Origin of the sequence: Roseivirga pacifica (assembly GCF_900111145.1) — a bacterium.
GTDB lineage: Bacteria > Bacteroidota > Bacteroidia > Cytophagales > Cyclobacteriaceae > Roseivirga > Roseivirga pacifica.
Genome location: NZ_FOIR01000001.1, coordinates 392,507 through 417,211, shown reverse-complemented (window position 1 = coordinate 417,211; position 24,705 = coordinate 392,507). Strand labels below are relative to the sequence as shown.

General features: G+C 41.9%; 17 protein-coding genes and 1 riboswitch. Of the genes, 8 read left to right on the top strand and 9 right to left on the bottom strand.

Annotated features, from left to right (window positions below):
- Positions 1-46 precede the first annotated feature (46 nt).
- A complete protein-coding gene (gene carB, locus BMW98_RS01895; protein WP_090256700.1) occupies positions 47-2,860 on the top strand; it encodes a carbamoyl-phosphate synthase large subunit in 2,814 nt (937 codons plus the stop codon).
- Positions 2,860-3,123 carry a DUF4834 family protein gene (locus BMW98_RS01890; protein WP_090256699.1) on the top strand — a complete coding sequence of 88 codons (264 nt, stop codon included), beginning with the start codon at positions 2,860-2,862 and terminating at the stop codon, positions 3,121-3,123. Before carB ends, BMW98_RS01890 begins: the two co-directional genes overlap by 1 nt.
- 55 nt (positions 3,124-3,178) lie before the next feature.
- Here BMW98_RS01890 and BMW98_RS01885 read toward each other — a convergent pair whose 3' ends face one another.
- The 4 genes from BMW98_RS01885 to BMW98_RS01870 all read right to left on the bottom strand — a co-directional run bounded on the left by BMW98_RS01885 (position 3,179) and on the right by BMW98_RS01870 (position 8,531).
- Entirely contained in the window at positions 3,179-4,072 is an 894-nt protein-coding gene (locus tag BMW98_RS01885) for a response regulator (RefSeq protein ID WP_090256698.1), read from the bottom strand.
- Between the two features lie 55 nt (positions 4,073-4,127).
- Positions 4,128-6,566 (bottom strand): tetratricopeptide repeat-containing sensor histidine kinase, encoded by a 2,439-nt coding sequence (locus BMW98_RS01880; RefSeq protein ID WP_090256697.1) that lies wholly within the window; start codon positions 6,564-6,566, stop codon positions 4,128-4,130.
- A 314-nt stretch (positions 6,567-6,880) separates the two neighbouring features.
- A complete protein-coding gene (locus BMW98_RS01875) occupies positions 6,881-7,948 on the bottom strand; it encodes a 3-oxoacyl-ACP synthase III family protein (protein WP_090256696.1) in 1,068 nt (355 codons plus the stop codon).
- A gap of 1 nt (position 7,949) precedes the next feature.
- Complete coding sequence (locus BMW98_RS01870; RefSeq protein WP_090256695.1) at positions 7,950-8,531, bottom strand: TetR/AcrR family transcriptional regulator; 582 nt, start codon at positions 8,529-8,531, stop codon at positions 7,950-7,952.
- A gap of 179 nt (positions 8,532-8,710) precedes the next feature.
- On the opposite strand from BMW98_RS01870, the gene accD reads away from it, so the two are divergent.
- A complete protein-coding gene (gene accD, locus BMW98_RS01865) occupies positions 8,711-9,556 on the top strand; it encodes an acetyl-CoA carboxylase, carboxyltransferase subunit beta (RefSeq protein WP_090256694.1) in 846 nt (281 codons plus the stop codon).
- Positions 9,557-9,616: 60 nt separating this feature from the next.
- On the opposite strand, the gene BMW98_RS01860 is transcribed toward accD, so the two are convergent.
- Positions 9,617-10,645, bottom strand: coding sequence for a BF3164 family lipoprotein (locus BMW98_RS01860; RefSeq protein ID WP_090256693.1), 1,029 nt, complete (start codon positions 10,643-10,645; stop codon positions 9,617-9,619).
- Positions 10,646-10,948: 303 nt separating this feature from the next.
- Positions 10,949-11,074: riboswitch (SAM riboswitch) on the top strand.
- 159 nt (positions 11,075-11,233) lie between these two features.
- Between BMW98_RS01860 and BMW98_RS01855 the strand changes: the two genes are divergently transcribed.
- From BMW98_RS01855 to BMW98_RS01835, 5 genes are all read left to right on the top strand, one after another.
- The gene (locus tag BMW98_RS01855; protein WP_090256692.1) at positions 11,234-12,301 is read left to right on the top strand and encodes a homoserine O-acetyltransferase family protein; all 1,068 of its coding nucleotides are present in this window, start codon (positions 11,234-11,236) and stop codon (positions 12,299-12,301) included.
- On the top strand, positions 12,302-13,579 hold the full coding sequence (locus BMW98_RS01850) for a homoserine dehydrogenase (protein WP_090256691.1): 1,278 nt from the start codon (positions 12,302-12,304) through the stop codon (positions 13,577-13,579). It begins immediately after the preceding gene.
- Between the two features lie 126 nt (positions 13,580-13,705).
- The gene (gene nqrF, locus BMW98_RS01845; RefSeq protein WP_090256690.1) at positions 13,706-15,010 is read left to right on the top strand and encodes an NADH:ubiquinone reductase (Na(+)-transporting) subunit F; all 1,305 of its coding nucleotides are present in this window, start codon (positions 13,706-13,708) and stop codon (positions 15,008-15,010) included.
- A gap of 199 nt (positions 15,011-15,209) precedes the next feature.
- Entirely contained in the window at positions 15,210-15,848 is a 639-nt protein-coding gene (locus tag BMW98_RS01840; RefSeq protein WP_090256689.1) for a Crp/Fnr family transcriptional regulator, read from the top strand.
- Between the two features lie 172 nt (positions 15,849-16,020).
- Complete coding sequence (locus BMW98_RS01835) at positions 16,021-17,229, top strand: hypothetical protein (RefSeq protein ID WP_090256688.1); 1,209 nt, start codon at positions 16,021-16,023, stop codon at positions 17,227-17,229.
- 52 nt (positions 17,230-17,281) lie between these two features.
- Here the strand turns inward: BMW98_RS01835 and BMW98_RS01830 are convergent, their stop codons facing one another.
- The 4 genes from BMW98_RS01830 to BMW98_RS01815 form a co-directional block, all read right to left on the bottom strand.
- A complete protein-coding gene (locus BMW98_RS01830) occupies positions 17,282-18,007 on the bottom strand; it encodes a LytR/AlgR family response regulator transcription factor (RefSeq protein ID WP_090256687.1) in 726 nt (241 codons plus the stop codon).
- The gene (locus BMW98_RS01825) at positions 17,997-20,801 is read right to left on the bottom strand and encodes a sensor histidine kinase (protein ID WP_090256686.1); all 2,805 of its coding nucleotides are present in this window, start codon (positions 20,799-20,801) and stop codon (positions 17,997-17,999) included. The genes BMW98_RS01830 and BMW98_RS01825 overlap by 11 nt, the downstream gene beginning before the upstream one ends.
- Positions 20,802-21,034: 233 nt before the next feature.
- Positions 21,035-23,719: a carboxypeptidase regulatory-like domain-containing protein gene (locus BMW98_RS01820; protein ID WP_090256685.1), complete on the bottom strand. Its 2,685-nt coding sequence runs from the start codon at positions 23,717-23,719 to the stop codon at positions 21,035-21,037.
- A 33-nt stretch (positions 23,720-23,752) separates the two neighbouring features.
- Complete coding sequence (locus BMW98_RS01815) at positions 23,753-24,607, bottom strand: GLPGLI family protein (RefSeq protein ID WP_162844643.1); 855 nt, start codon at positions 24,605-24,607, stop codon at positions 23,753-23,755.
- Positions 24,608-24,705 lie beyond the last annotated feature (98 nt).

Below are 24,705 nucleotides of genomic sequence, written 5' to 3'. Positions count from 1 at the left end.
GCCAATTTATACCCTAGTCAATTAAGTAAGTCGTTCTTCATTTAACATGCCTAAAGACAATAGCATTAAATCCGTCCTGATCATTGGTAGCGGACCAATCATTATCGGCCAAGCCTGTGAGTTTGATTATTCTGGATCTCAAGCTTCTCGTTCATTAAGAGAAGAAGGAATTGAGGTAACTCTTATCAATTCCAATCCGGCAACAATTATGACCGACCCGGTAACTGCCGACAATGTTTATCTAAAACCATTGACCAAGAAGTCAATTGTAGAAATTCTTCAAAAGCACAAAATCGATGCAGTTCTGCCTACTATGGGTGGTCAAACTGCTTTGAACCTTGCCATTGAGTGTGACAAGGCTGGCATTTGGGAAAAGTTTGGTGTGCGTATAATCGGTGTTGATATTAACGCCATTGAAACCACCGAAGATCGTGAGCTTTTCCGTAAGAAAATGATCGAAATTGGAGTGAACGTGTGTAAAGGTGAAACCGCCACTTCATTCTTAAAAGGAAAAGAGATTGCCCAAGAAATTGGCTTTCCATTAGTTATCAGACCTTCGTACACCCTAGGTGGTTATGGTGGAGGTTTTGTAAACAGCCAAGAAGAATTCGATACTGCGCTAACCCGCGGTTTGAATGCCTCTCCGATTCACGAAGTACTTGTAGAGCAAAGTATTTTGGGTTGGAAAGAGTACGAGGTAGAGCTTATTCGCGATAACATCGGCAACGTTATTATCATCTGTTCTATCGAGAACTTCGACCCGATGGGCGTGCACACTGGCGACTCAATTACTGTGGCACCAGCCATGACATTGCCAGATACCGTGTATCAGGAGATGAGAGATCTTTCTATCAGAATGATCAACGGTATCGGTCAGTTTGCAGGTGGATGTAACGTGCAGTTTGCCGTTAACCCAGAGAATGATGACATCGTAGGTATCGAGATTAACCCAAGGGTTTCTCGCTCTTCTGCACTTGCATCTAAAGCAACGGGTTATCCAATTGCAAAAATCGCGGCTAAATTGGCTATTGGTTACAACTTAGATGAGTTGAGCAACCAAATCACAAAAACAACTTCTGCCTTCTTTGAGCCTGCCTTGGACTACACCATTGTAAAGGTGCCAAGATGGAACTTTGATAAATTCAAAGGTTCTGACAGAAGACTAGGTTTACAGATGAAGTCGGTTGGAGAAGCCATGGGTATTGGTAGAAACTTCCAAGAAGCACTTCAGAAGGCTTGCCAGTCGCTAGAAATTAAGCGAAATGGACTTGGTGCCGATGGCAAAGAAGTTACAGACCAAAACACCTTGTTGGAAAGCCTTGAGCATCCGAGCTGGAACAGATTGTTCCATATTTACGATGCCTTTAAACTAGGTATTCCATTCAAGACTATTCAGAAAAAGACTAAGATCGATAAGTGGTTCTTACAGCAAATTGAAGATTTGATTCTGCTTGAAAACCAAATCGAAAAATATACGCTCGATACGCTGCCAACTGAATTGCTTAGAACAGCAAAAGAGAAAGGTTATGCCGACCGCCAAATCGCTCACTTATTGAAATGCCTTGAAAGCGAGGTATTCAACAAAAGACACGATGTGGGCATTAAGCGTGTTTACAAAATGGTAGACACCTGTGCAGCAGAATTCGAAGCAAAAACACCTTATTACTACTCAACTTTCGACCAAGAAAACGAGTCGGTAAGATCTGATAATAAGAAAATCATTGTGCTCGGTTCGGGCCCTAACCGAATTGGTCAGGGTATTGAGTTCGACTACTGCTGTGTGCACGGGCTTTATGCAGCCAAAGAATGTGGTTACGAAACCATTATGATTAACTGTAACCCGGAAACTGTTTCTACCGATTTCGATACGGCCGATAAGCTGTACTTTGAGCCGGTGTTCTGGGAGCACATTTACGATATCATTCTGCACGAAAAGCCAGAAGGTGTAATCGTTCAGTTGGGTGGTCAAACTGCACTGAAATTGGCTGAAAAGCTAGACAGATACGGCATCAAAATTATCGGTACAAGCTACGAGGCGCTCGATCTTGCAGAAGACAGAGGTCGTTTCTCTACATTGTTGGCAGAGAACAACATTCCTTACCCTAAGTTTGGCGTAATTGAAGATGCTGAAGAAGCACTTGAGCTGGCCAAAGACCTAGGCTTTCCGCTACTTGTTCGTCCTTCTTACGTGTTGGGTGGGCAAAGCATGAAGATCGTGATCAACGAGCAAGAGCTTGAAGAGCACGTGGTGAATATACTAAGAGACATTCCTGGCAACAGGGTATTGCTCGATCACTTCTTAGACGGTGCCATTGAGGCTGAAGCAGATGCGATTTGCGATGGCGAAGATGTGTACATCATAGGAATTATGGAGCACATTGAGCCTGCGGGTATCCACTCTGGAGACTCTTACGCAGTGTTGCCTCCATACAGCTTGGGCGACTTTGTAATGCAGCAAATTGAAGCGCATACTAAGAAAATCGCCTTGGCCTTGGATACAGTTGGCTTGATCAACATTCAGTTCGCCATCAAGGACGATAAAGTTTATATCATTGAAGCGAACCCTAGAGCATCTAGAACCGTTCCTTTCATAGGTAAGGCTTATCAGGAACCTTATGTGAACTACGCCACTAAGGTGATGTTGGGAGAGAAAAAGTTGAAGGATTTCGACTTTAAACCAGTGAAGAAAGGATACGCGATAAAAGAGCCTGTATTCTCATTCCATAAATTCCCGAATGTTAACAAAGAATTAGGACCTGAAATGAAGTCTACCGGGGAGGCGATTTACTTCATTGATGACTTGATGGACGATTACTTCCTCGATATTTATTCGAAACGCAATTTGTACTTAAGTAGATAATGTTCTTCAAATTCCTCCTTTTCGCATTTGTTGGCTACTGGATCTTTAAAGGTGTTTTCCGATACTTTTTCGGAAACATGATAAAACAAGCCCAGCAGCAACAGCAACAATTTCGTCAACAACAAAGCCAAGCCAGCAGACAAAAAACCAGGCCGGCAGGTGGTAATGTAGATGTAGAAATGAATGCACAAAAGAAGAAGCCCCGCAAATCCTCCGAAAACTATAAAGGAGGAGAATATGTGGATTACGAGGAAGTAAAATAAATTAGAAACAGCCTCTCGAAGTATCGGGAGGCTGTTTTTTTATGATGCTTAAGCGTTATTTATATCCCAATATAAAATCCCTTAAATCTTCGTCTACAGTTAATTCGAGCTTCTTTTTGAGGCGGGTAAGCGCCCTGCGTACCGAGGCAGACTCTATGTTTGCTAGTAGCGCGATTTCCTTATTGTTCAAGCCAATTTTTAAATAGGCGCACACTTTGAGTTCGTTGTGTGTAAGAGAGGTGTATTTGGCGGCCAGGCGTTCCAAATAGCCTGGGTTCACTTCGTCAAAGTGTAGTTTAAAGTTAGTCCAGCTTTTCTCTAGGTCTAGATAGGATTTTATTTCTCTTGAGATCTTCTTGATCTCTGGCGCGTACATTTGATTGGTTACCGAATCTAATCGCGACAACTCATTCATGAGCTTTGCAAGTAATTCATTTTTCTGATAATCGAAAATGGCGGCAGAGGTCAATTCGCGTGCTTTGGCCTCAATGTTTTCTTCAAGTAACTTTTTTTCTTGCTCGGCAAAAGCCTCAATTTCTTGCTTTTGCTTTTTAATTTGTTGGTAAGATGCTGAAAGAGAAAGTGCAGAATTTAGCCGTGCTTTAAATTCTATTGGATTGAGCGGTTTAGCCAAAAAGTCGACAGCACCCATGTCCAAAGCGGTTTTCAGGTCATTCGACTCTGTCATTATTCCAGTGGCTACAATAATCGGGATGTCGGCAGTATCTGGGTTCTCCTTTATTTTTAGAATTGCATCAATACCGTTCATTACAGGCATTTCCCAGTCCATAATTACCAAGTCGGGTAGTTTTTCGGTAGTCAGCTGAACGCCCCGCTCTCCGTTCGATGCATAAAGCACCTCGAACTCTGTACCTAACAGGTCCAAAATCAGCTCTAGGTTAACGGGTTCATCGTCAACCACTAGTATGGTTTTCTTTTCCCGGTTCATTGGTTGAGGTTAAAAAGTATTCGGTTTTAAGGTACTAATCTAGCGAAATCTATGGCTATTCTTTCGCTATCGGTTTTATCAGGTTTAATAGTTCATCAAACATGGCTTCATCGGCTTGGTAAACGGCCTTCAGTAACTCGTCCTTCCAGGTTGATTTTATGCCTTCAGCATCTAACTGTTTGAGTATTCGCTTTACGGCACTTACCTCGTAAACCTTTAATGTTGAAAGCGCCTCCCAATAATTTTGAAGTATTTCAAAATCTTCATTGAGAATAAAACCCAACTCTTGGTGCTCCTCTGGTCGCTGCTTACTATTGATTTTTTGCCCTTCATACGGTAATGCGAAAACCATTTTTGTGCCCTCGCCTAAAACCGATTGTGCTTCAATCGTACCTCCGTGCGCTTCTACCGCAAGCTTGCAATATGTAAGCCCTAAACCATTTGAAGTTGCCAAACCAGACTGGCGCTGGTTGGCCTGCCAAAACTTATCGAAGATGAAAGGAACACGTTCTTTAGAGATTCCCACGCCTTCATCTTCAATGGTTATAACCACCTTATTTTCTTCGTGACCATGGTAAATTTTTATAGCCCCACCATTGCCACTATACTTAATAGCGTTGGTTAACAAATTCACCAGCACGCGCACCATTAATTGCCTATCGGCTTCAATAGCCAATTCTTTAGGTAGAAAATTTTGTAATAAAATGCTCTTGGCGGCCACCAGCAGTTCTACCTGCTCGCGAGCCTCTTTCATAAGCTCATCTACAAAGAGCAACTCCTTTTGGGGATCAATTTTTACCTCCTCCATTTTCTCAACCTCCAGCATGTTGGTAATAAGGTTGAGCAGTTGGTGACCCGACTTTGAAATGTTGCTTACCCGCTCATCTTGCCCCATTGAAGAAGATATGCCAATGATAGAATTGAGCGGATTCTTCATGTCATGGGCAATCATTCGCGTAAGGTCTTTTCTAAAATCGAAAAGTGATTTGAGTTGTGAATTGATGATTTGAAGCTTGTCAGTTTTAAACTGTAACTCGTCTTTCTGCTCCGAAATAATTTCGTTCTTAGACGCCAACTCGTGATTTAGTTGCTGCTTACGCCTGTAGCTTCTATAAACCAACAACACTATAATCAGCATAAGACCAGACACCACAATGAACACAATTTGCAGTATGGTTTTTTGCTTCAGTTCGGCTTCTTTCAAGTTCAAATCTCCTTTTAGCAGCAAGTTCTGCTTTTCGGTTTGCTCAGTTTCGTATTTTACTTGTAGTTCTTGCAGGCGCTCTTTGGCGTCTTTGCTTTGCAGCGAATCTTCAATATTTCGGTAACGCTGATAATGCCTAAGCGAGGCGCGGTAGTCACCCTTGGTAGAATCTAGTTTGTATAGAACACCAAGTGCATCGCGTTCGCGATAGGCCAGCCGGTTTTCCAACGCTTCAGCCAATGCTGGACGCACCAAATTTTCAGCAACAGAATAGCGTTTGTTTTTAAAGTGAATTTTGGCTGTTTCAATCTGTATGCGCGCTATGTAATCAACACTACTACTTCCATTGAAAAACGTCAATGCTTCATCTAACGCTTTTAGTGCTTGTGCATCTTTGTCGGCTTGCTCGTACAGTTTGCCTAAAACTATAAGCGTGCGGCCTTTGTAATACTTATACCTTTCGGTTGTGTCTTGAGTAACTCTGAGGTAGTTAGCCTCGCTTTTTTCAAAGTCGTAATAATCAGACTTGGCATACAAATTACCCAAACCATAAGAAGCCTCGTAAATCATGGCCGGACGGTCAGTATCTCTCCCTAACTTTAGTTTTGCTTCGTACTGTTGTTTGGCCTTTTCGTACTCGCCAGTGCGGCTGTAATAGTCCCCCAGGCCACCATATGCCATGGCGCGCAAAGAGCCACGCCCATCGTACTCTGGGTTGATTTCTAACTCCTCGAGCATCTTAATGTAGTAGCCCATTTCTTGCTCTTCGTCACCTACTAAGCCGTTGATAAAACCCATGTTGGCGAGCGTTCTCGGATAATCCCGTGGCACTAATGAGTCGGCCAAAACCATCGACAGATGAAAGTATGTTCGGGCGCTATCGTAATTACTAGTTTCGAAGTAGGAGTTGGCACGCAAGTCGTTTACTCTAATTGCTAGTCTGGCCGTATCGTTACTCAAGGCCATGTCATACGCAACGTCAAGAATCTCTCTGGCTTTTGCTTCTTCTCCCTTCAGGATATAGATTTTTGCCAAAGAGTAACGCGTATTGATGTGTAGCGTGGGGTGCTTTTCAAAAGCCTTTTGCGCGAACAGCGAGTCGGCCAATGCAATTCCTCTATCAAAATTTCTGGATGAAAAATAATACTCTACTGAATCGGAAAGTGCTGCTAGTCCTTCTGTAGGATCGCTTTGGGCAGATAGACGGATTGGAAGCGTAACTGCTACAATAAAGAACAGACATTTAAGGCTGTTTATGGTACGGGTGAATGAGGGTTTTGAGGGCTTCAACTTAGCATGTTTTTATAAAAATAGTAAAACTGGCCATCACTTCTTGAGGGCCAGTTTTTCTTCACCAAAACATCTATAGTTATGCGCCTATAGATACATACAACAAGTAAGACGCCTAACACGTCACCAATTACATAGGTTGAGGCTACTCTATTGGCTTACTTAGTTGAGACTGGTACAAAGAAAAACTCAAACAACTAATATACAACACCTTATGCGTAGACAAGGTGTAGACAGGGGTGAGTGCTTCCAAAAAAAATCAGCCTCTCACTAAAGTAAGAGGCCGATTGTTCTTCGATAAATACTTTATCGGTCTACATTTCGTAAACCATGGCATTAATGTGCATGCCGGCCCCAACTGAGGCGAATACTACTTTGTCGCCTTTGTTTAATGAGTGGCCTTCGATTTTACCCTGTTGCAATAAGTCGAGCATGGTAGGAATAGTAGCCACAGAGCTATTACCCAGCCATTCAATGGTCATTGGCATTAATTCAAAAGCATCGCGCTTTACACCATAAAGCTTAAATAACTTAAGCAGAATGGCCTCGTCCATTTTAGCGTTAGCCTGATGAATAAGCACCTTACTGATGTCGTCTAAACCAAGGCCTGCTTTATCGATAGCGCATTTAATGGCGCTAGCTACTTGCACTAAAGCGTATTCGTAAATTTTTCGGCCTTTCATTTTTATAAATCGGCTTGGCGATTCGGCCACATCGGGCTTAAAGCTCTTGCCCATAGCCAAGTAGTTCAACTCTTCCTGTGCATCGGTTCTAGAGCATTGGCTAATATAACCGCCCGGTGTGTTAGAGGCAGTAAAGATTGTAGCGCCAGCACCATCAGCAAAAATCATCGAGTCGCGATCGTGGTCATCTACAATGTTCGAAAGGGTTTCGGCACCAATTACCATCACCGCTTTGGCATCCCCACTGCGAATCATCTGTGTAGCCTGAATGGCGCCTTGCAGCCAACCTGGGCAGCCAAAAATCAAATCGAAGCAGGTGGTGTTTGGGTTTGTTATTGCTAGCTGCTCCTTTACCCTTGCGGCAAGGCTTGGCATCATGTCGGTACGGTTGCCGTTTTTGTCTAAGTTGCCAAAGTTGTGCGCCACAATAATGTAGTCTAGGTCTTCGCCAGTAACTGAGCTATTGGCAATGGCATTTTTTGCGGCAATGGCAGCAATGTCCGAGGTGGTTTGCCCTGGTTCTACATACCTGCGCTCTTTTATGCCTGTTATCTTTTCAAATTTTTGAATGATTACCTCATTGCTATTCGGAAAAGGCTCTCCATTTTCCTGATAAAAATCGGCATTCAAAAAATCTTCATTCTTCACTATTCGGGTAGGAATGTAACTTCCTACACCATCTATAATCACTCCCGCCATATTACTCTTCTTTTAATGAAACCGCATCCCAGCAGGCTTCTGCGGCTTGTTCTATTCTTTCTTTAGTTAAAGTTTGATTACTATCTATATGTAGTTTGGCCAAAGAAACTATTGGCCCATATAACAATGCTATTAGTGTGTAAAGTGGAAAGTCCTTCATCGCTTTGGCTCTTTTCGACTCTATAAAGAACTGCATGATAGGTGCCAGAATGATAAAAGTTTCTTCTCGTGTTCCATTCTTCATAAAGGGAGCATACCTGTACTGCTCTACAAAGTGAAATTCAATAGGATGGTTAATGCAATATTCTACCAAGTTGGTCCATAGGTGCTTAAAACGCTCCTTGTAGGTGCCCTCTTCCCTGTAATCTTTCAGCATGGCTTTTATTACCCGCTTTTTAATTTCAGTAAAGAGCTCGTTTATCAATTTCTCTTTATTCTCGAAGTAGCGATAAATGGTGCCCGCACCCACTCCGGCATGCTGTGCAATTAGCGAAATAGGCGTTCCGTGAAAGCCGTGCTCACGCAAAAGCAGTAGGGTTGACTCTAGAATTACGGTCCGTTTGTCTTGTTTTAGCTCCACCATGGGTGATTTTACACGCGGAATGAACGTTCATTCCGCAGCAAATTAACTAAGTAAAACACAGGGAGTCAATCATTCATTTAACTATTTGAGCAATGGTTGCACAATTACTGGTGCAAAGAGTCTTTGGCGGTAGAAAAGTTTTGACCTATTTTTGTCGTCCTATTTAGAAACAATAGCTTATGAGTTGGTTTCAAAGAAAAGTACAAGGAATAACTACCCCTACGGAACAAAAGAAAGATGCCCCTGATGGCCTTTGGTATAAAACCCCGGGTGGAACTATCGTTCATACAAGAGAATTGAAAAACAATGCTTATGTGAGTCCGGAAGACGGCTTTCATGTAAGAATTGGTTCAAAGGAATATTTCGAAATTTTATTCGATAACAATAAGTTTACCGAGCTAGATGCTGACATGACTTCTGGCGACCCGCTAAAGTTTGTAGACAGCAAGCCTTACCCAAACAGAATTAAGGCCACTACCGAAAAAACCCAATTGAAAGACGCTGTGCGTACTGTATACGGTAAAATGAACGGGGTTGACTTGGTGGTTTCTTGCATGGACTTTGCCTTTATTGGTGGTTCTATGGGTTCTGTTGTAGGTGAAAAAATTGCACGAGGTATAGACTATGCCTTGAAAACAAAGACACCTTTCTTGATGATCTCTAAGTCGGGTGGAGCACGTATGATGGAAGCAGGTTACTCGCTAATGCAAATGGCGAAAACCTCTGCAAAACTTGCCTTGCTTGCCGAAGCTGGCGTACCATACATTTCGCTTTTAACTGACCCAACAACCGGTGGTGTTACAGCATCTTATGCCATGTTGGGCGACTTTAACATTGCTGAACCTGGTGCTTTAATTGGTTTTGCGGGCCCTCGTGTAATCCGCGATACCGTAGGAAAAGACCTACCAAAAGGTTTCCAAAGTGCGGAATTCGTGCTAGACCATGGTTTCTTAGACTTTATTGTTGACAGAAGAGATTTGAAAAAGCAGTTGACCACGCTTTTGAGAATGTTGGAACAGAAGTAAGTATTTTCTTTTAAGAATTTGAAAGCCCTAATAAGTAACCTTGTTAGGGCTTTTTTAATACTAAAATTCAAACTGAACCACTTTGGCGTCATCATTTACATAGCTTGTTAAACCATAAATTGTATTGGTATTTTCATCAATTGAAAATGCTTTCAAACTTACATCAAGCAAAAAGTGATGGACTAGATTTCCTTTTAAATCATAAACCAACAGGTCGTTGGCCATTTTACCGGTTTGTGTAATCTCTTTGGGTGAAAGCCCAGAGTACAACAGATAGACATAATCATCAGACAAAAAACTATCTATAAAGCCAAACTTCGTGTCTGGGCTGGGTGCAAACACGGAAACGCCTCTATCTGGCACTGTACCAAATTCAGGCTGAATATGGAATGGACCCTGAAACTCTTCCATTTCCATTTTGACCAAATCCAATAGCATAAAACGATCTAGAGCTATGCAGCTGTAGAGCACCTGATTGCCATTGGTTCTTAGTCGGCCTTCATACAAAGCGGAAACGACATGGGCTGGGTATTCTCCAAACTCCGTTTTTTCAGACCAATCTCCTAGGCGCTCAATTATTTCACCCTCTCGATTGAAAACAGTAAATATGGACTTGCCATCTAGGCTAGAACCAATCAACAGGCTATCGTTTAAGGCTAGGGGCTCCATTATTACAGTGGCCTCTCCCTTTAGTTTAATCTGTTCTTCCGCCAACCTATCACCACTTGCTATGTTGAATTTAGAAAGCATCTTTTGCCCAATACTCGCGACCCAAACTTGGTCGGGTTCTTTACTTTTCTGCAGACTCCAAGGGTTGCGGATCTCACCTGGCCCATCACCATACTGCCCCATTGTCGTTCTGCTGCTTGAGGCCAAATCATAAACTAATATTAACTCCTCAGGAAGGTTCTTGGTGACCACCAGTTTATTTGCCTGAAAGAGGATATGTTCTGCTTTTCCGATGCCGACATCATCAAAAACCACTTTACTTGTAAGAGAAGTAGGCGTTACTATAACCTTGTCTTTAGTAGTGTTTGTGCAGCTCAAAGCAATGGCAAATGAAGCAAATAGGAGCGTGTGTATTTTCATCACCTATAAATAACTAAATAGATAGTTTTATCAAAGCGCAACAGTCCAAAAGGCTTTAAAAGCTTTTTCAGTATTTATCTTTTGCCCGTCCTATTTTGTGTGTCCCCTTGTTGGTGTTGTCACCAACAAGCTGATATGCAATGGATGTTGGTGAAATGATGTTGGTGACAACACCAACATCGGCTCTGGTACTACACCTTAATCAGGGTTCGGAAACAATTTTTCAGAATTTCATTTTGAATATAATTTTTCAGCCCTTACGTTTGTGTCATCAAGTCATTCCTTCCCACACGGGATTGAATCGATTTATAAAGAAGCGTGGAGAGACAGGCTCTTTGAAGCGCTAGCAACCATGCCGACACATCGGCAAAGGTGCTAAATCCTGATCCCAAAATGGATGTCAAGTTGGCATTCGGGAGAATATAAATTGGTTAACATGCGAGTTCAAAGAATCTTACTTACCAATGTATTAGCACCTTCTAAGGTGTTCAGTAAGCCTTTTATGTCTTTTTGTTGCGCTATGCGAATGTGTGCCTAATTCAGGCCATCGCATCAGATTTTCTTTTCTCAACAGCTAATTCATAAAACATGCTTACAGCAAACAAGACCGCTGCGTCTGGCATTCGCTTGTCAGGTGGTAGCAGACCTACATATTATAAATACAAAAACACCTTTCAGCTAGAAGGAGGCGAAAGCCTACCCGAACTGAGAATAGGCTACCAAACATTTGGTGAGTTAAATAAAGACAAGAGCAATGTGGTTTGGGTATTTCATGCCTTAACGGCCAACACCAATCCTTTGCAGTGGTGGCCGGGCCTCATTGGAGACAACGAGCTGATTAACCCAAAAGAGCATTTTATAGTGTGTGCCAATGTAATTGGTTCGTGCTATGGAACAACCGGTCCAAAGGACTTTAACCCTGTAGATGGTGAACGCTTTCTTACGCGCTTTCCGAAAGTGACCATCCGCGATATGGTTAAGGCACATCAACTCCTACTTAAGCATTTGCAAATTGACTCAATCAAGTTGGGGATCGGTGGCTCTATGGGTGGTCAGCAATTGTTAGAATGGGCTGTTCAGTCGCCCAACCTTTTTCAAAAAATAGTAACGGTGGCCACTGGTGCCCGAAGCACCCCTTGGGGTATTGGTATTCGTGCAGCACAGCGCATGGCCATTGAGGCTGATCCTTCTTTCTATTCTAGCTCTCCTAAGGGCGGATGGAAAGGACTAGAAGCAGCCCGCGCAATGGCCATGATCTCTTATCGCACTAGCGAATGCTTTAACGAGTCGCAGCAAGATGCGCCAAATCAGCTGGACAATTACAGAGCCGAAAGTTACCAACGCTACCAAGGTGGCAAGCTAAACGAGCGCTTTGACGCACGAACTTATTACACCCTTAGCAAAGCAATGGATACCCACGATTTGGGTAGAAAGCGTGGCTCAGTAGCAGCTGCTTTGGCCGCCATTAAATCCAAAACCTTGGTGATAGGAATCGAGGGAGATATTCTCTTTCCAGAAACAGAACAAAAAATTATAGCCGAAGGAATTAAAGGCGCAAAGCTGGCTTTCATCCCTTCAAAATACGGTCACGATGGCTTTTTGGTAGAAGCCCCGACCATTTCAGTACTAGTAAAGAAATTTTTAAACGAGCAGTAAATGCAAGCAATTAAAATCGGATTATTTGGATACGGATGTGTAGGGCAAGGACTTTACGAAACCATTAATAACTCCAAAAACTTTGAAGGCGAGATCAAAAAGATCTGTATTAAAAACCCGAACAAGGCCAGAAGCCTTTCGGCAGATCTTTTTACTACGGACAAAAACGAGATTCTGAATGACGAGTCTATTGACGTGATTGTAGAGCTGATAGATGATGCTGAAGCTGCCTTCGACATTGTAACTACAGCCTTGAAAAACGGAAAGTCTGTGGTTACTGCTAACAAAAAAATGGTAGCAGAAAACCTGGAGTATCTGGTAAAGCTGCAGGAGGAAACCGGCCGAGCAGTACTTTACGAAGGGGCAGTGTGCGCCAGTATTCCAATCATCAGAACTTTGGAAGAATACTTTGGCCACGAACCCATCAATGAGATTAAAGGGATTTTCAATGGGTCTACCAATTACATTCTTACCCAGATTTTTTCGAAGAACACTAACTATAAAGCCGCCCTTGCTGACGCACAGAAGTTGGGTTTTGCAGAAAGTGACCCTACGCTAGATGTAAAAGGCTACGATGCCAAATTCAAGCTCAGCATTTTGCTTACGCATGCTTTTGGTATTAACGTGCCCCCAGCACAAATCATCAACTTGGGCATTGACCACCTGAAACCAGCTGACCTAGAGTACGCGCGCGAAAATGAATTAGAAGTAAAGCTAATTGCCCGAGCCAAACGTATTGGCGATAAGGTTTATGGTTTTGTAGCGCCACAATTTACCAAAGCCGACAACCGCCTACAGGAAGTGCGCAACGAGTTTAATGCCGTAAGTTTAACCGGAGAGTTCTGTGATGAGCAACTTTTTATAGGAAAAGGCGCTGGCAGCCTACCGACTGGCGCAGCGGTGCTGTCAGATATTTCGGCACTTAGCTACGATTATAAATACGAGTATAAGAAACATTTTAACCAAGCCACGATCAAATTTAGCAGCGATTCGCTGGTGCAGGTTTATGCCAGTTTCGACAACCCAGACACTATTGACCTGAATGATTTTGAGTCAATTCACGAAAAGTATTTCAGTTTTGACCATAGCTATGTTATTGGCAATGTGTGCATTAATAAGCTGAAAGATGAGAAATGGCTAAACAATAAGAATCTCAATGTTGTTCTGTGCGAAAATGGCGTGGAAGACACTTTGGGCAAGCTTTGCGTAGAAGACCTAAAGGCCGAAGTGAGTGAACTTAAAAAGGGTCACGATTTGCTCGTAAAAATCAGTCGTTAACAAATAATGACCATTTATATCTTTTTTGTGGTTCTCTTACTGTTTTAACCATTTAGTAAATATATTTGTAGCCCTAAATCAAGGCCTCGAAATAGGCCAAATTGTTGATACAAAATACATTATTCAATGTCATCAGTAATTATCACATCTATTGTTGCTTTTGCAGTTGTTATCCTGTTACTGGTTTTAGTACTTCTTTATGCCCAATCTAAGTTGGTGCAGTCAGGAGATGTTAAGATCATTGTTAACGGAGACGAAGACAATCCTATTGTTACAGCCGCTGGGTCAACACTATTAAATACATTGTCCGGACAGAAGATTTTTCTTCCGTCAGCTTGTGGAGGTGGTGGTACTTGCGCTATGTGTAAGTGTACCGTGAAAGAAGGAGGAGGCGATGTATTGCCAACAGAGGTTGGTCATTTAAGCAGATCTGAGCAAAAAGAAGGTGTGAGACTTTCTTGCCAGGTGAAAGTGAAAAGCGATATGCGTATTGCCATTCCTGAAGAAATCTTCGGTATTAAGAAGTGGGAATGCGAAGTTGTTTCGAACTACAACGTGGCCTCATTCATCAAAGAATTCGTTGTAAAACTTCCTGAAGGCGAAACACTAGATTTCGAAGCAGGAGGATACATTCAGGTAGATGTTCCGCCTGTAGTATGCGACTTCAAAGACATTAACATTGAGCCGCATCCGGAAGATCCGGCTGGTCCAGAAAAGTTCAAAGGAGACTGGGATAAATTCGGTCTTTGGGATCTTAAAATGGTTAACGATGAGGAGATCTTTAGAGCTTACTCAATGGCTAACCACCCTGCAGAAGGTAACATCATTATGTTGAACATTCGTATTGCTACCCCACCATGGGATAGAGCGAACAACAAGTGGATGGATGTTAACCCTGGTATTTGTTCTTCTTATGTATTTACAAGAAAGCCTGGTGATAAAGTAACTATTTCAGGTCCTTACGGTGAATTCTTTATTAAGCCGACTGACGAAGAGATGCTTTACATTGGTGGTGGTGCAGGTATGGCGCCAATGCGTTCGCACTTATTCCACCTTTTCCACACCTTAAAAACTGGTAGAAAAGTAACCTACTGGTACGGTGGTAGATCTAAGAGAGAGCTTTTCTACCTAGAAGACTTCAAGAAGATCGAAAGAGAATTCCCTAACTTCCAGTTCTTCTTAGTGCTTTCAGAGCCATTACCAGAAGATAACTGGGTGGAGAAAAAAGACATTAACGACAAAGATGGAGACGGTTTCTTAGGCTTTGTTCACCAAGCGGTGATCGATCAGTACCTAAGCAAGCACGATGCTCCTGAAGATATCGAATTCTACTTCTGCGGACCTCCAATGATGAACGCAGCAGTATTGAAAATGTGTGAAGACTGGGGTGTGCCAGACGAAAACGTATCGTTTGACGACTTCGGTGGATAATCACTGAACAACTTTTACAAAGGCCATTCACCCAAAGTGAATGGCCTTTTTTTATGCCCACAAGACACATAAAAGGGTGACCTACTGTTGATGCATTGCGTTTATGTAAGAACATACTTGGCTAAAAAATCCTTTACATATGCATAACCCCTAATTGAATTAGGTAAACTAAAATTGTCATATCAAACTCAACTCAACTATGGCAATACCTGTAAGACCTAACAACGAATCGTACTTAGCATTTAAGTTTTACGAATACATTTCTACTGCTAGTCAGGTAGAATCGCTCATTAATGTGCAAGAGCAAGTAATTAAAAAGGGGGAATATGTTTATGACCCTTCTTCCGATCACAAGTACATTTTTGAGGTTGTAGAGGGTGCTGTAAAACTTGGTAGCTATACGGATGCTGGTGATGAATTCACTTTTGATGTGCTATTCAAAAACGATTTTTTTGGAGATTTAAAGTATCTAAACAATCAGTTTTTTGAGTTTTCTAAAGCACTTATCGATACCAAACTGAGAGTATATAAACGCGACTTCTTCAAAAAAATGGTTGTGCAAGATCCTCAGGTAGCAGAATGGTTTATTTCTTACATAGTGAAGCGGTGGTGCAGTACGGAGAAAAAACTCAAAAAGCTCCATGAAAAACAGGCTGACGAAAAGCTTTCTTTTATGAGTACCTTCTTTGACATACGTGTAGAAGATGTGCATCAGAACAGCTACGCACTAATAGATTTGCTTACGCAGAAGGATTTGGGAGATTTGATAGGCGTTACCAGGCAAACGGTTGCTAATACCGCCAAAAGAAGAGCCAATGAGCTTATTAAAACATCTTAATTTAATCGATTACTGATAGTCTAATTGGTCGGAGAAATCTTAAGTCACTTTAGTTCAGTTTTAATGGGCTAAAGACAATGCAATTTGCTTTAGCAATTAAGACTTGCAGCTTAGCAGTTAAGTATTGTCATGGCTCATGTTGTGTCATTTTTTTGCGCAAAAATTAATCAACATGAGAAAAATCACAGCCCTAGCATTATTGCTTTCTATGTTTCTCTATCAATGCGATAGCGAAGACAAAGAACCGGTGCCAGTTCCTGAAATTACCATTACTGCACCAACACTTAGCATTGATGAAAACCCTGAACAAGGTGCCGTTATCGGTACTATTCCGGTAGATGTAGTAAACGGAACGGATGTAACTTTAGCCATTACTAGTCAAACTCCTGCAGATGCAGTATCACTAAACGCCAATAATGAATTGGTTGTGAACGATGCCAGCATTTTCGATTTTGAAGTGAACGAAAGTATTTCAGTAACACTTTCGGCTACTGTAGACGAAGTAACCGAAAGTGCTACACTTAATATTGCCATTAACAACTTGGCAGACTATGTGGGCTTTAACAGCGATTCTCACACTTATACCATCAAGGAAAATACACTTTCTGGGGAATTTGAAGAGACGCTAAGTGACTTACTCACTGCAGAGCAAGGCCTAAATTATAGCTTTGACTACGATGAGAACTTGAGTCCGCTGTTAAAAGGTGATGCTCGAGTATTCGATTTTAATAACCTAACAGGATTACTGGAATTTTGGAATTCTGGAAATTGGGATTTTGAAGAAATCACTGGTTTTACTTCAGAAGGAGATGGTCTTAAAACTTGGTCTGACACAATTTATATTCTTGATGTTGAAGGCGAGGTTCTAGATCAAATGACCTTAAATATTCAAATTGAAGATGTTGAGGGTGAAAATGAATTCGATGAGCGCGTTAACCATCAAGGTCAAACCATTAGCCAGATTAGAAATTTAATTGGCTCTGATATTTATGGACAAACCTATAAAGGTGGAAGAATTATTCGAGTTAATGCGGACTATAGTGTTGTACTAGTGGCTCCTGAAAAGATTGAGGCAGGTACGTACTCTGAACTGGTAGCAGCTGTGGAAAGCTATAGCAATGATGGCAATGACGAATGGTACATTCCGCCAACAGCTGAGTACCGCGGTGGCTTGACTTATAGAATAGCACCTCTTTTTATCTCAGTGGGGCAGCACGAAACAATTGTGACTTCTAAGGAAAATGGCGAGCACGAATTATTCTTAAGATACTATTTAGGAAAAAGTTCTTCTGGCGCAATTGTGATTTCTCATGCGCAGTTTGGCATAAGCGCTAACTTCCCTTTCATATCAAGACCGATTAGCTTGGTAGATAAGCCATAAAGAGTAATCATAGTTTTTGATTTGGAATAGCCCGGCATATTGTTGGGCTTTTTTATTTCCATTTACTTTTGAACTCATTCATTTTTGAGCGTGCAATTGGTATTGACTGCCCATTTACAAGCTTCAATTCTTGTCCTTTGGCTTCTTCTACCAGTTTCATGTTCACCAGATACCCGCGGTGAGAACGGAAGAACGTCTCTGGTAGCATTTGTTCAAACTCTTTCACTGGCTTCGAAGCTACTACCTGGCGCTCTTGCAAATGGAAAACTGTATACATACCCGAAGCTTCTAGAAATAAAAGATCGCTGATAGGAACGTATTCTATACCTGTTCTTGAGGCAACGGCTACTTTTTCAACCTTGTGTAAATTAGATTTTAAGGCATCAAATTTTGGTTTAAAGTTATCCTCTAGTTTTTCATTTAAGCGTTTTACACAGTCGCTTAGCTCATCTAGGTCTACAGGTTTCAATATATAATCGAAGGCAGAAAGTTTTATGGCTCGGATAGCGTAATGATCATGAGCTGTAACAAATACGACAAGCTTATTTTCTAAGTCAGGGTAAACCTCAAAAAGCTCGAAACTCAATTGACCATCGAGTTGAATATCTAGAAATACAACATCTGGATTGTTCGTTTCAATGCTTTGAGCGGCATCCATTATAGTGGCTACTTCGTCAACCACTTCAACCGAGTCGCTAATGAACTGCAATAACCTGCGAAGCGATTCTCGTGCCTGTCCCTCATCATCTACTATTACCGCTGTTATTTTATTGCTCATGCTCAAATGTTAATGTTACGGTTGTTCCTTCACTGGCCGAAGAAATAGTACTGCCTACTTTTAGCTTGCTAAGCTTATTTACTCTGATAATTCTATTTTCAATGGCTTTTAAAGCAAAAGATCCTTTTTCTTCATTATACCAAGTGGTGGGGTCGCTGCCTAAGCCGTTGTCTTTGATTATTACTTGATAGCCCTTGATTACCCTGCTGAAAGCAATAGATATGTGTTTTGCCCCTTTTCGCTTAGATACGCCATGTTCTATCGCGTTTTCTACAAAAGGCTGAGTAATAAGAGTGGGTATTTTTTCGAATGCAGTGTCTATTTCCTTCTCACAAGCAATTTCGTATTCGAATTCTTCGCCAAAACGCTTTTTAGAGAGTTTGAGGTAGTTGTGCAAAAAGTCTATCTCCGCCTGAACTGAATGCATTTCCATAGAAGACTTATGTAACACATCTCTTAGTAGTTTAGAAAGGCTCGAGAGCCCGTCTAATGAATCTTTCAAGTCTTTTTTGAGAATGGCATTTTGAATGGTGGCCATGGCATTGAACAAAAAGTGCGGGTTCATTTGCGATCTGATGGCCTTTAATTCGGCAGCAGCCAATTGGTTGTTCAGTCTTACCTTTTCTAACTCTGCTTTGTTTTTTCTCACAAGCCTCAATCTATTCAGGTAAAAGGAAGTCCAGAAGATGCCGCCCAGTATTACTACGTAAAGCAGTAGCATACTATTCTGACGCCACAATGGAGGTTTGATGGAGAAGGGGAGGAGGAAAGCCTCAGATGTTACCCCGTCTTCATTTTCTGCCATCAATTCCAACTCATATTGGCCATTGGCAAGGTTGAGTAGGTCTATATTATAGCTGCCCTTAGTGGCATAGAGCGGTAACCAATCTTGGCTCAGCCCTTTGATTCTATACATTACACTGGTTTTTCCTTGAGCGCTAATGTTAGGATATACCCCGAACGCGAACCTCAAATCGTTTGATGAGTAGTCTATCGATGTGAGTTTTTCTGGCAGTAGATCTCTATTGAGCAGTTTAATGGTTGGTTTAACTAGGTTGCGCTCTGGAAAACTAGAAAAAGCACTCATAAATTGTTGATGCAAGAACAGCAGTTGACCATCGAACTCTACAACAGCAACTAACTTGTTGGTGTCAATTCCTTTTGAGTTGAAGAAGGAGTTTCGCTTTTCAAAAGTCTTGAGATCGAAAACATCGGCTCTTTCAGAATTGATCACGAATAGGTAGTTGTCGGTCAGGAAAATGTCCGAGTAGTCTTCTCCTGACTGAATGATAGGTTCGAGCTTATTTTCCTTTAGTTCGGAAACACCTCCAGTGGTGGTAAGTATGAAGGTTCGACTTCCGCTATAAACTACTTTTTCAATATTCTGATTATCGAGAATAAGCTTTAAGCTTTCATCTTCAGCTATTTCCCAGAGCTTATTTGCTGAGTAACAATATTGTTGACCTTTTTGCCGAAAAAGACCTCTTAACCTATGTTTTGGTAGAATCAATTCCGCTAACTTTCCTTCTGAGTGGTATACATAAAGTCCGCTAGAAGTAGCCATAAAGAGCTTTTCTCTACTGGGTAAGAAGCCTTTTATCGCACTTAGTTTAAATGATTCTAGCGTTACTAAGCTTTTGGCGTCTAGCAATTCGGCAAGGTTGCTGCCAAAGTATATCGTTTTGGTTGTGCTATCTGCCAAAAAACCTTCTATCCTGTTGGGAGAAGGTACTTTTCTTTTAAAGGTTAGAGAGAAATCACTATAGTCTAATTCATATAGTTTTGAGTCGTTGGTCAGTAGGAGCGCATTGCTAGGTCCATTTTGTTGACTTTGCAAAATGAGACTTTCGTCTAGCCTATCTTCAAATTTGATAACCCTTCGGGTAAGGGAAGGAATCATAAACACACCATGAAGTAAGCTAGAGCACCAGAGGTTTCCTTCTACATCAAACATGGTGTTAGAAATTTGAATATCGGATAAATAGTGTTCAGCTTTTCCCGAAGCCAGATTGAAAACCCACAGGCCGTTGAGGGTAGAAAAATATAGCGTGTTTTCATGGATGTAAAGGTTGTTCACCTTTTCAGGAGTAAAGGATAAAGATTGAATAAGTTGCCCCCTTACATTAGTAATACCCCCTACCGATGGCCTGTAGAAAAGAATGCCTTCGTTGTAAGCAAAAGGGATATCTTCTTTAGTCATGGAAAAGCCTAAGCTTATGGTGCTTAATCTATCATTGGTTTCTAATTTATAGAGAGTGTTTTCCTGAGTATCGCCAGCAGTAAACCAAGTTGTGTTGCCATGCTGTACTATGTGGTACAAGAAATCGAAAGAATTTTTGAAGTGAATGGTGTCTTGTTGATCAAGAGAAATAAGGCCGGTTTTTACATAAAGTAGTTTCCGATCACCAAGCGGGATTACCCTAGGAAAGTCTAGGCCAGACTTGTTTATGGCCAGAACCTGGGTTGTGTCTTTTTTAAAAAAGACATACTCCCAATCGAAGTTAGTACCAACATAGGCCCCTTCTCCTATTTGGTATACATCGTTTAGCGCATTGCTAGCACCAACATAAGTTCTGTTGTTAAACGTGAGACCATTGTAGATGCTTAACCCTCTATCCGTTCCGAAGATGATTTCACCGTTTTCGTTCAGGTTGATATCGTAAACAGTGTTAGAAAGTAGTCCATCACTCTTTTCAAACTGATGATAGAAGACCTCTTGTTGTTGCACTTCTTTTCCGCACAAACAAGTGTGCACAACAAGCAGCAGAAAAATTTTTAACGCACATCTAATCATATCACTTTAGCCGCTTTCAGCCAATCAGCGCTAAATGTCATTGTAAAAGTTGAGTCTAATCCACTTTTTTTAGAGTGCTTCGATTTAGTGATTTTTTAAGAAGAATCAGAATGAAAAGTGATCATGTTTTTTAGTCTTTGAACCAATTCGCTGCAATTCAGAGAGATATTTTGAAAATGGAAAAGGGAACCTCAAAGTGAGATTCCCTTGCTAGTATTACAGTTTGGTAGTTACTACAAATCGTACATTACGCTGAAAAGCCAGTAGCGTTTTTGAATGTAATAGGCGTAGGTGCTAATTAAACTTTCGCTAAACGAGTCCCTTCTAATGGACGTAGTGTTGAACAAGTTCATACCTTCTACTTTAAACTCCCACGGGCTGCCTTCTTTTCTGTAGCGCAGCTCCGCATCTAACAAATCGAAGGTGGTCTCGGTATTATTACCTGTGTTTACATAGCGGTTGTACTCGTATTCAGTTTCGAAAGTAAAGCCTTTTAGAAAGTCGAAACTCAGTTTGGCTTTTGGTTGATGGTTCTCAAACTTATTGCTGGTGGAGTTACCACTATAATTGCTAAAGCTAAGGTTGTAATACAGGTTTAGCTGTAGTGCCTTCCACAAGCGTGTTCCAAAATCTACATTGTAGGTTTGCACAAAATTCTTGTTCTGATTGCTCACATCGCTAATGATATTGTTGGTAATGCTGCTTGACCAGTTTCCTCCAACACCCACTCGAAAATGATCGAAGCGCTTGTTGATGTTGGCAAAACCAGACACCACCTCGTTCGGTGAATCAATGTTTATTGGCAGATTAATGCGCTCCACACCGTCTATTTGAATAATGTTGCTCACATCATTCATTCTACGACTGTAATTCAAGCCTCCATAAATGTTCAAAAAGTTATACATATTGAAGTTGTTGTAATTCAGTCGCACGTTGTGATACCAACTATTTCTGAGGTCGACATTTCCTTGAAAAAGGGCATTGTATCCATTCACCACTATTCCTTGTGCGTAGTTTTCAATATCTGTAAACTCCGCATTCAAGTTGTAATTGAGCGCCAGCGAATGCGAGTTGGTAAAGTTGTATTCAGCGTTGAATGATGGAAGCAGCAATGTTTTGTCAAAGCCGTCTTCAACACCAAGTTGTGTATTGCTTACGCGATAGTGATGCATGTTTAGGCTTGGCGTTAGTTCAAAATCTCCCAGCTTGGTTTTGTAGAGTAAGCCCAAGTAATAATCCTCAAAGGTGAAGTCCACATTGTTTGTAAAATCGTCATCTGCAATTTCGCTTTCCGTACCATCTCCAAACCTTTCGGCAAGGTTAGAAAGCATACTTTGGCGATTGTAGACATTCCCCACTTTAAGATTGATATGGTTAGTCTTATTTAGAATGCGGTAGTAATTCACCGCTGCTTCTTGCTTAGCCGTTTCCACTTTTTTGTATTGCAAAAGGTTGAAAGGGCTACTGCCAGTAGTTGGAATAAGCGCAGCAAATGGGCGTTCGGTGGTCAATAGGTCGTATAGCGGGTCTTTCTCTTGATACTTAAAAGAACCTTCGAACGAGACTACATTTTTCTCATCTGGCGCATAAAATGCCCGCAATTGTTGGTCTACCGAAAATGGCTGCTGCGTAGTGCCCGAGTTAATTTGGTTGTTGTTTCCTTCGAAAACCGAAAGCTGATTGGCGGTATTGCTAATGTCGGCAATTCGGCCAAATGCGCTGTAGTCTACCTGAAGATCAGGGTTAGGAATGTACTTGGCACCAAACTTAAAAAGGCCAGATGTACTTGTTACATTAGAGCTAGAAGCAAGCGTTTCTTGACCTGACTGTTGCACGTAGGTGCGGTCGGAAATAGAGCCGAAGTTATTGTCTACTTTGGAGCCAATAGCAAAGCCTGAAAGCATCCATTTGCTACTTGGTGTAAAGTTGTAGCTCAGCGCGGCCAACTGGTTGTTCAGGTCTTGTGCATTGTTACGTTCGGCCATCGGTATGCCCATGTCGCCAGAATTAATAGAGAAGGAAGAACCACTGCTGCTGGCCAAGGAGCGAAAGCCTCCGCTAAAGCGAAAATAGTCGCGCATGGTAAAGGCCAATTGCCCTACATTGTTGGCATCGGCAATTAAATTAATATTGGTTTTGGGGCTGTAATAGAAAGCATTGGCGTGTGCCAGGTATCGACCTTCGGGGCCTCCGCCAGCCGTAACATCACCAAAAACCATCTCCTTTTTATCGGCCTTAAGCTGAATGTTTAGTGCTAATTGGTCGCTATTGTTTACGCCACCCAGCGGACCTACATCGTTGTAGTTTTGTAGTACCTGCACCTTGTCTACCACGTTAGCGGGTAAATTTTTGGTAGCTAGTTTGGTGTCGCCTTCAAAAAACTCTTTTCCATCTACCAACACTTTGCTAACGGACTTGCCCTGCACTTTTACGCCACCATCTTCATCTACCTCAAAACCGGGCAGGTCCTCCAGCACGTTTTCCAACTTTCGTTCGTTACCTTGGGTAAAAGCCTCTGCTTTATATGTTACAGTATCTCCCTGAATGAGTACAGGCATTTCGGTAACTACCTCCACATCGCTAAGCTGGGTTACATCGTTTTTTAGGGTAATTAAAAATGGCACCTCGTTGCTTTCGGTAAGGGAAATGATTCGCTCAAAAGGCACGTAGCCAATAAAGCTGGCTTGTAGCTTATACACTTTGCCTGGTTCTATGTTCAGGCGGAAGGCACCGGCTTCGTTGGTTACCCCAAACGAGGCCATTTTTCGTGTGGAGGTATCCAGTGCCATTACATTGGCGAACTGCAAGGGAATACCGAGGCTATCGCGTACTTCGCCCAGAAGCGCAATTTTTCCTTGGGCATGGAGCTGACCGGCAACTGCCCCAAAAAGCAGTAGCGTTACTAAAAATCTTCTCATGTGATTTGTGTTGTTTTGACCTTTGGGCTGCTATTACTCGTTGCCACCAATTTTTATGGTAATGTTGCCATCGCCACCATTGCTGTATTTTTGCATCATTTCTTGCGTTTTCTCCTCGCGTATGGCTTCAAGCTCTTTGCGTGTAACCATCTTTCCTTTCTTCAGTGGTTTTATGTCCACCCCATCTTCCGGGTTCAGAACCACTTTGGTACATAGGTAAGAGGTAGTACCATTGCTTACTTCCAAAATAAGGCCTGGCAGCCCCCAGTACTCTTCTGGCCCTTGCGAAACAGGAATTTGTGGTGTGTACCAAGCTTCTACTTTTAGGGTGTCGGTTACCATTTCCATGTCTTTAGAGTCATCGCCTCCTTCATTAGAAAACGAGATCATTTTACGCTCACGGATGTCGGTGTAAATGGCTTTCTGAGCCGTATAGTTGCCAATTTTCTTGGTCTCGGAAGTAATTTCCCAATCCCTAGAAATCAACGCATCATCAATAAGAAAAGGCTTGCTGAACACCTCGGTTTCTTGCAAATATTGGTTTTCGGCAGTGTTCTTATAGGTAGCGCCACCACCTGTCGACATTTTGATCATCATGCCACCGCTGCTCACTGTGGCAGGGCCGCCATCTAGGCTTTCTACCTCGCTCCACAGCGACTCGGTAAGATTAAACTTTAGCGTGTATTCTTTCTGAAATTGCTTTTGCATCCGCTGCTTTAGTTGCTCTTGCATTTCAGGGGTCATGCCTTCACCTTTAATATTAAAATCGCCCATTTTTCGAGACGATTGGTAGGTGGCTATGCCAGTAAAATTTTGTGCATTGGCACCAATTACTATGGCTACCATTATGCCTACTATAAGTGTAAATTGCTTGAGTACTTTTTTCATGGTTTTGCGAGTTTTTCGATTGATACAAATCAACCACCATGAGTGCAAACACATAGTTAACCAGTGTTAACGTCTGTTAAGCAAGCAATCAGCACTCG

What these genes read in the sequence shown, in the direction of transcription:
- BMW98_RS01875 (WP_090256696.1), bottom strand. Translation starts at nt 7,948, where the DNA reads ATGGCGGGAGTGATTATAGATGGTGTAGGAAGTTACATTCCTACCCGA.
- BMW98_RS01825 (WP_090256686.1), bottom strand. Translation starts at nt 20,801, where the DNA reads ATGATTAGATGTGCGTTAAAAATTTTTCTGCTGCTTGTTGTGCACACT.
- BMW98_RS01885 (WP_090256698.1), bottom strand. Translation starts at nt 4,072, where the DNA reads ATGAACCGGGAAAAGAAAACCATACTAGTGGTTGACGATGAACCCGTT.
- BMW98_RS01860 (WP_090256693.1), bottom strand. Translation starts at nt 10,645, where the DNA reads ATGAAAATACACACGCTCCTATTTGCTTCATTTGCCATTGCTTTGAGC.
- BMW98_RS01835 (WP_090256688.1), top strand. Translation starts at nt 16,021, where the DNA reads ATGAGAAAAATCACAGCCCTAGCATTATTGCTTTCTATGTTTCTCTAT.
- BMW98_RS01815 (WP_162844643.1), bottom strand. Translation starts at nt 24,607, where the DNA reads ATGAAAAAAGTACTCAAGCAATTTACACTTATAGTAGGCATAATGGTA.
- accD (WP_090256694.1), top strand. Translation starts at nt 8,711, where the DNA reads ATGAGTTGGTTTCAAAGAAAAGTACAAGGAATAACTACCCCTACGGAA.
- nqrF (WP_090256690.1), top strand. Translation starts at nt 13,706, where the DNA reads ATGTCATCAGTAATTATCACATCTATTGTTGCTTTTGCAGTTGTTATC.
- BMW98_RS01850 (WP_090256691.1), top strand. Translation starts at nt 12,302, where the DNA reads ATGCAAGCAATTAAAATCGGATTATTTGGATACGGATGTGTAGGGCAA.
- BMW98_RS01870 (WP_090256695.1), bottom strand. Translation starts at nt 8,531, where the DNA reads ATGGTGGAGCTAAAACAAGACAAACGGACCGTAATTCTAGAGTCAACC.
- carB (WP_090256700.1), top strand. Translation starts at nt 47, where the DNA reads ATGCCTAAAGACAATAGCATTAAATCCGTCCTGATCATTGGTAGCGGA.
- BMW98_RS01820 (WP_090256685.1), bottom strand. Translation starts at nt 23,719, where the DNA reads ATGAGAAGATTTTTAGTAACGCTACTGCTTTTTGGGGCAGTTGCCGGT.
- BMW98_RS01840 (WP_090256689.1), top strand. Translation starts at nt 15,210, where the DNA reads ATGGCAATACCTGTAAGACCTAACAACGAATCGTACTTAGCATTTAAG.
- BMW98_RS01890 (WP_090256699.1), top strand. Translation starts at nt 2,860, where the DNA reads ATGTTCTTCAAATTCCTCCTTTTCGCATTTGTTGGCTACTGGATCTTT.
- BMW98_RS01855 (WP_090256692.1), top strand. Translation starts at nt 11,234, where the DNA reads ATGCTTACAGCAAACAAGACCGCTGCGTCTGGCATTCGCTTGTCAGGT.
- BMW98_RS01830 (WP_090256687.1), bottom strand. Translation starts at nt 18,007, where the DNA reads ATGAGCAATAAAATAACAGCGGTAATAGTAGATGATGAGGGACAGGCA.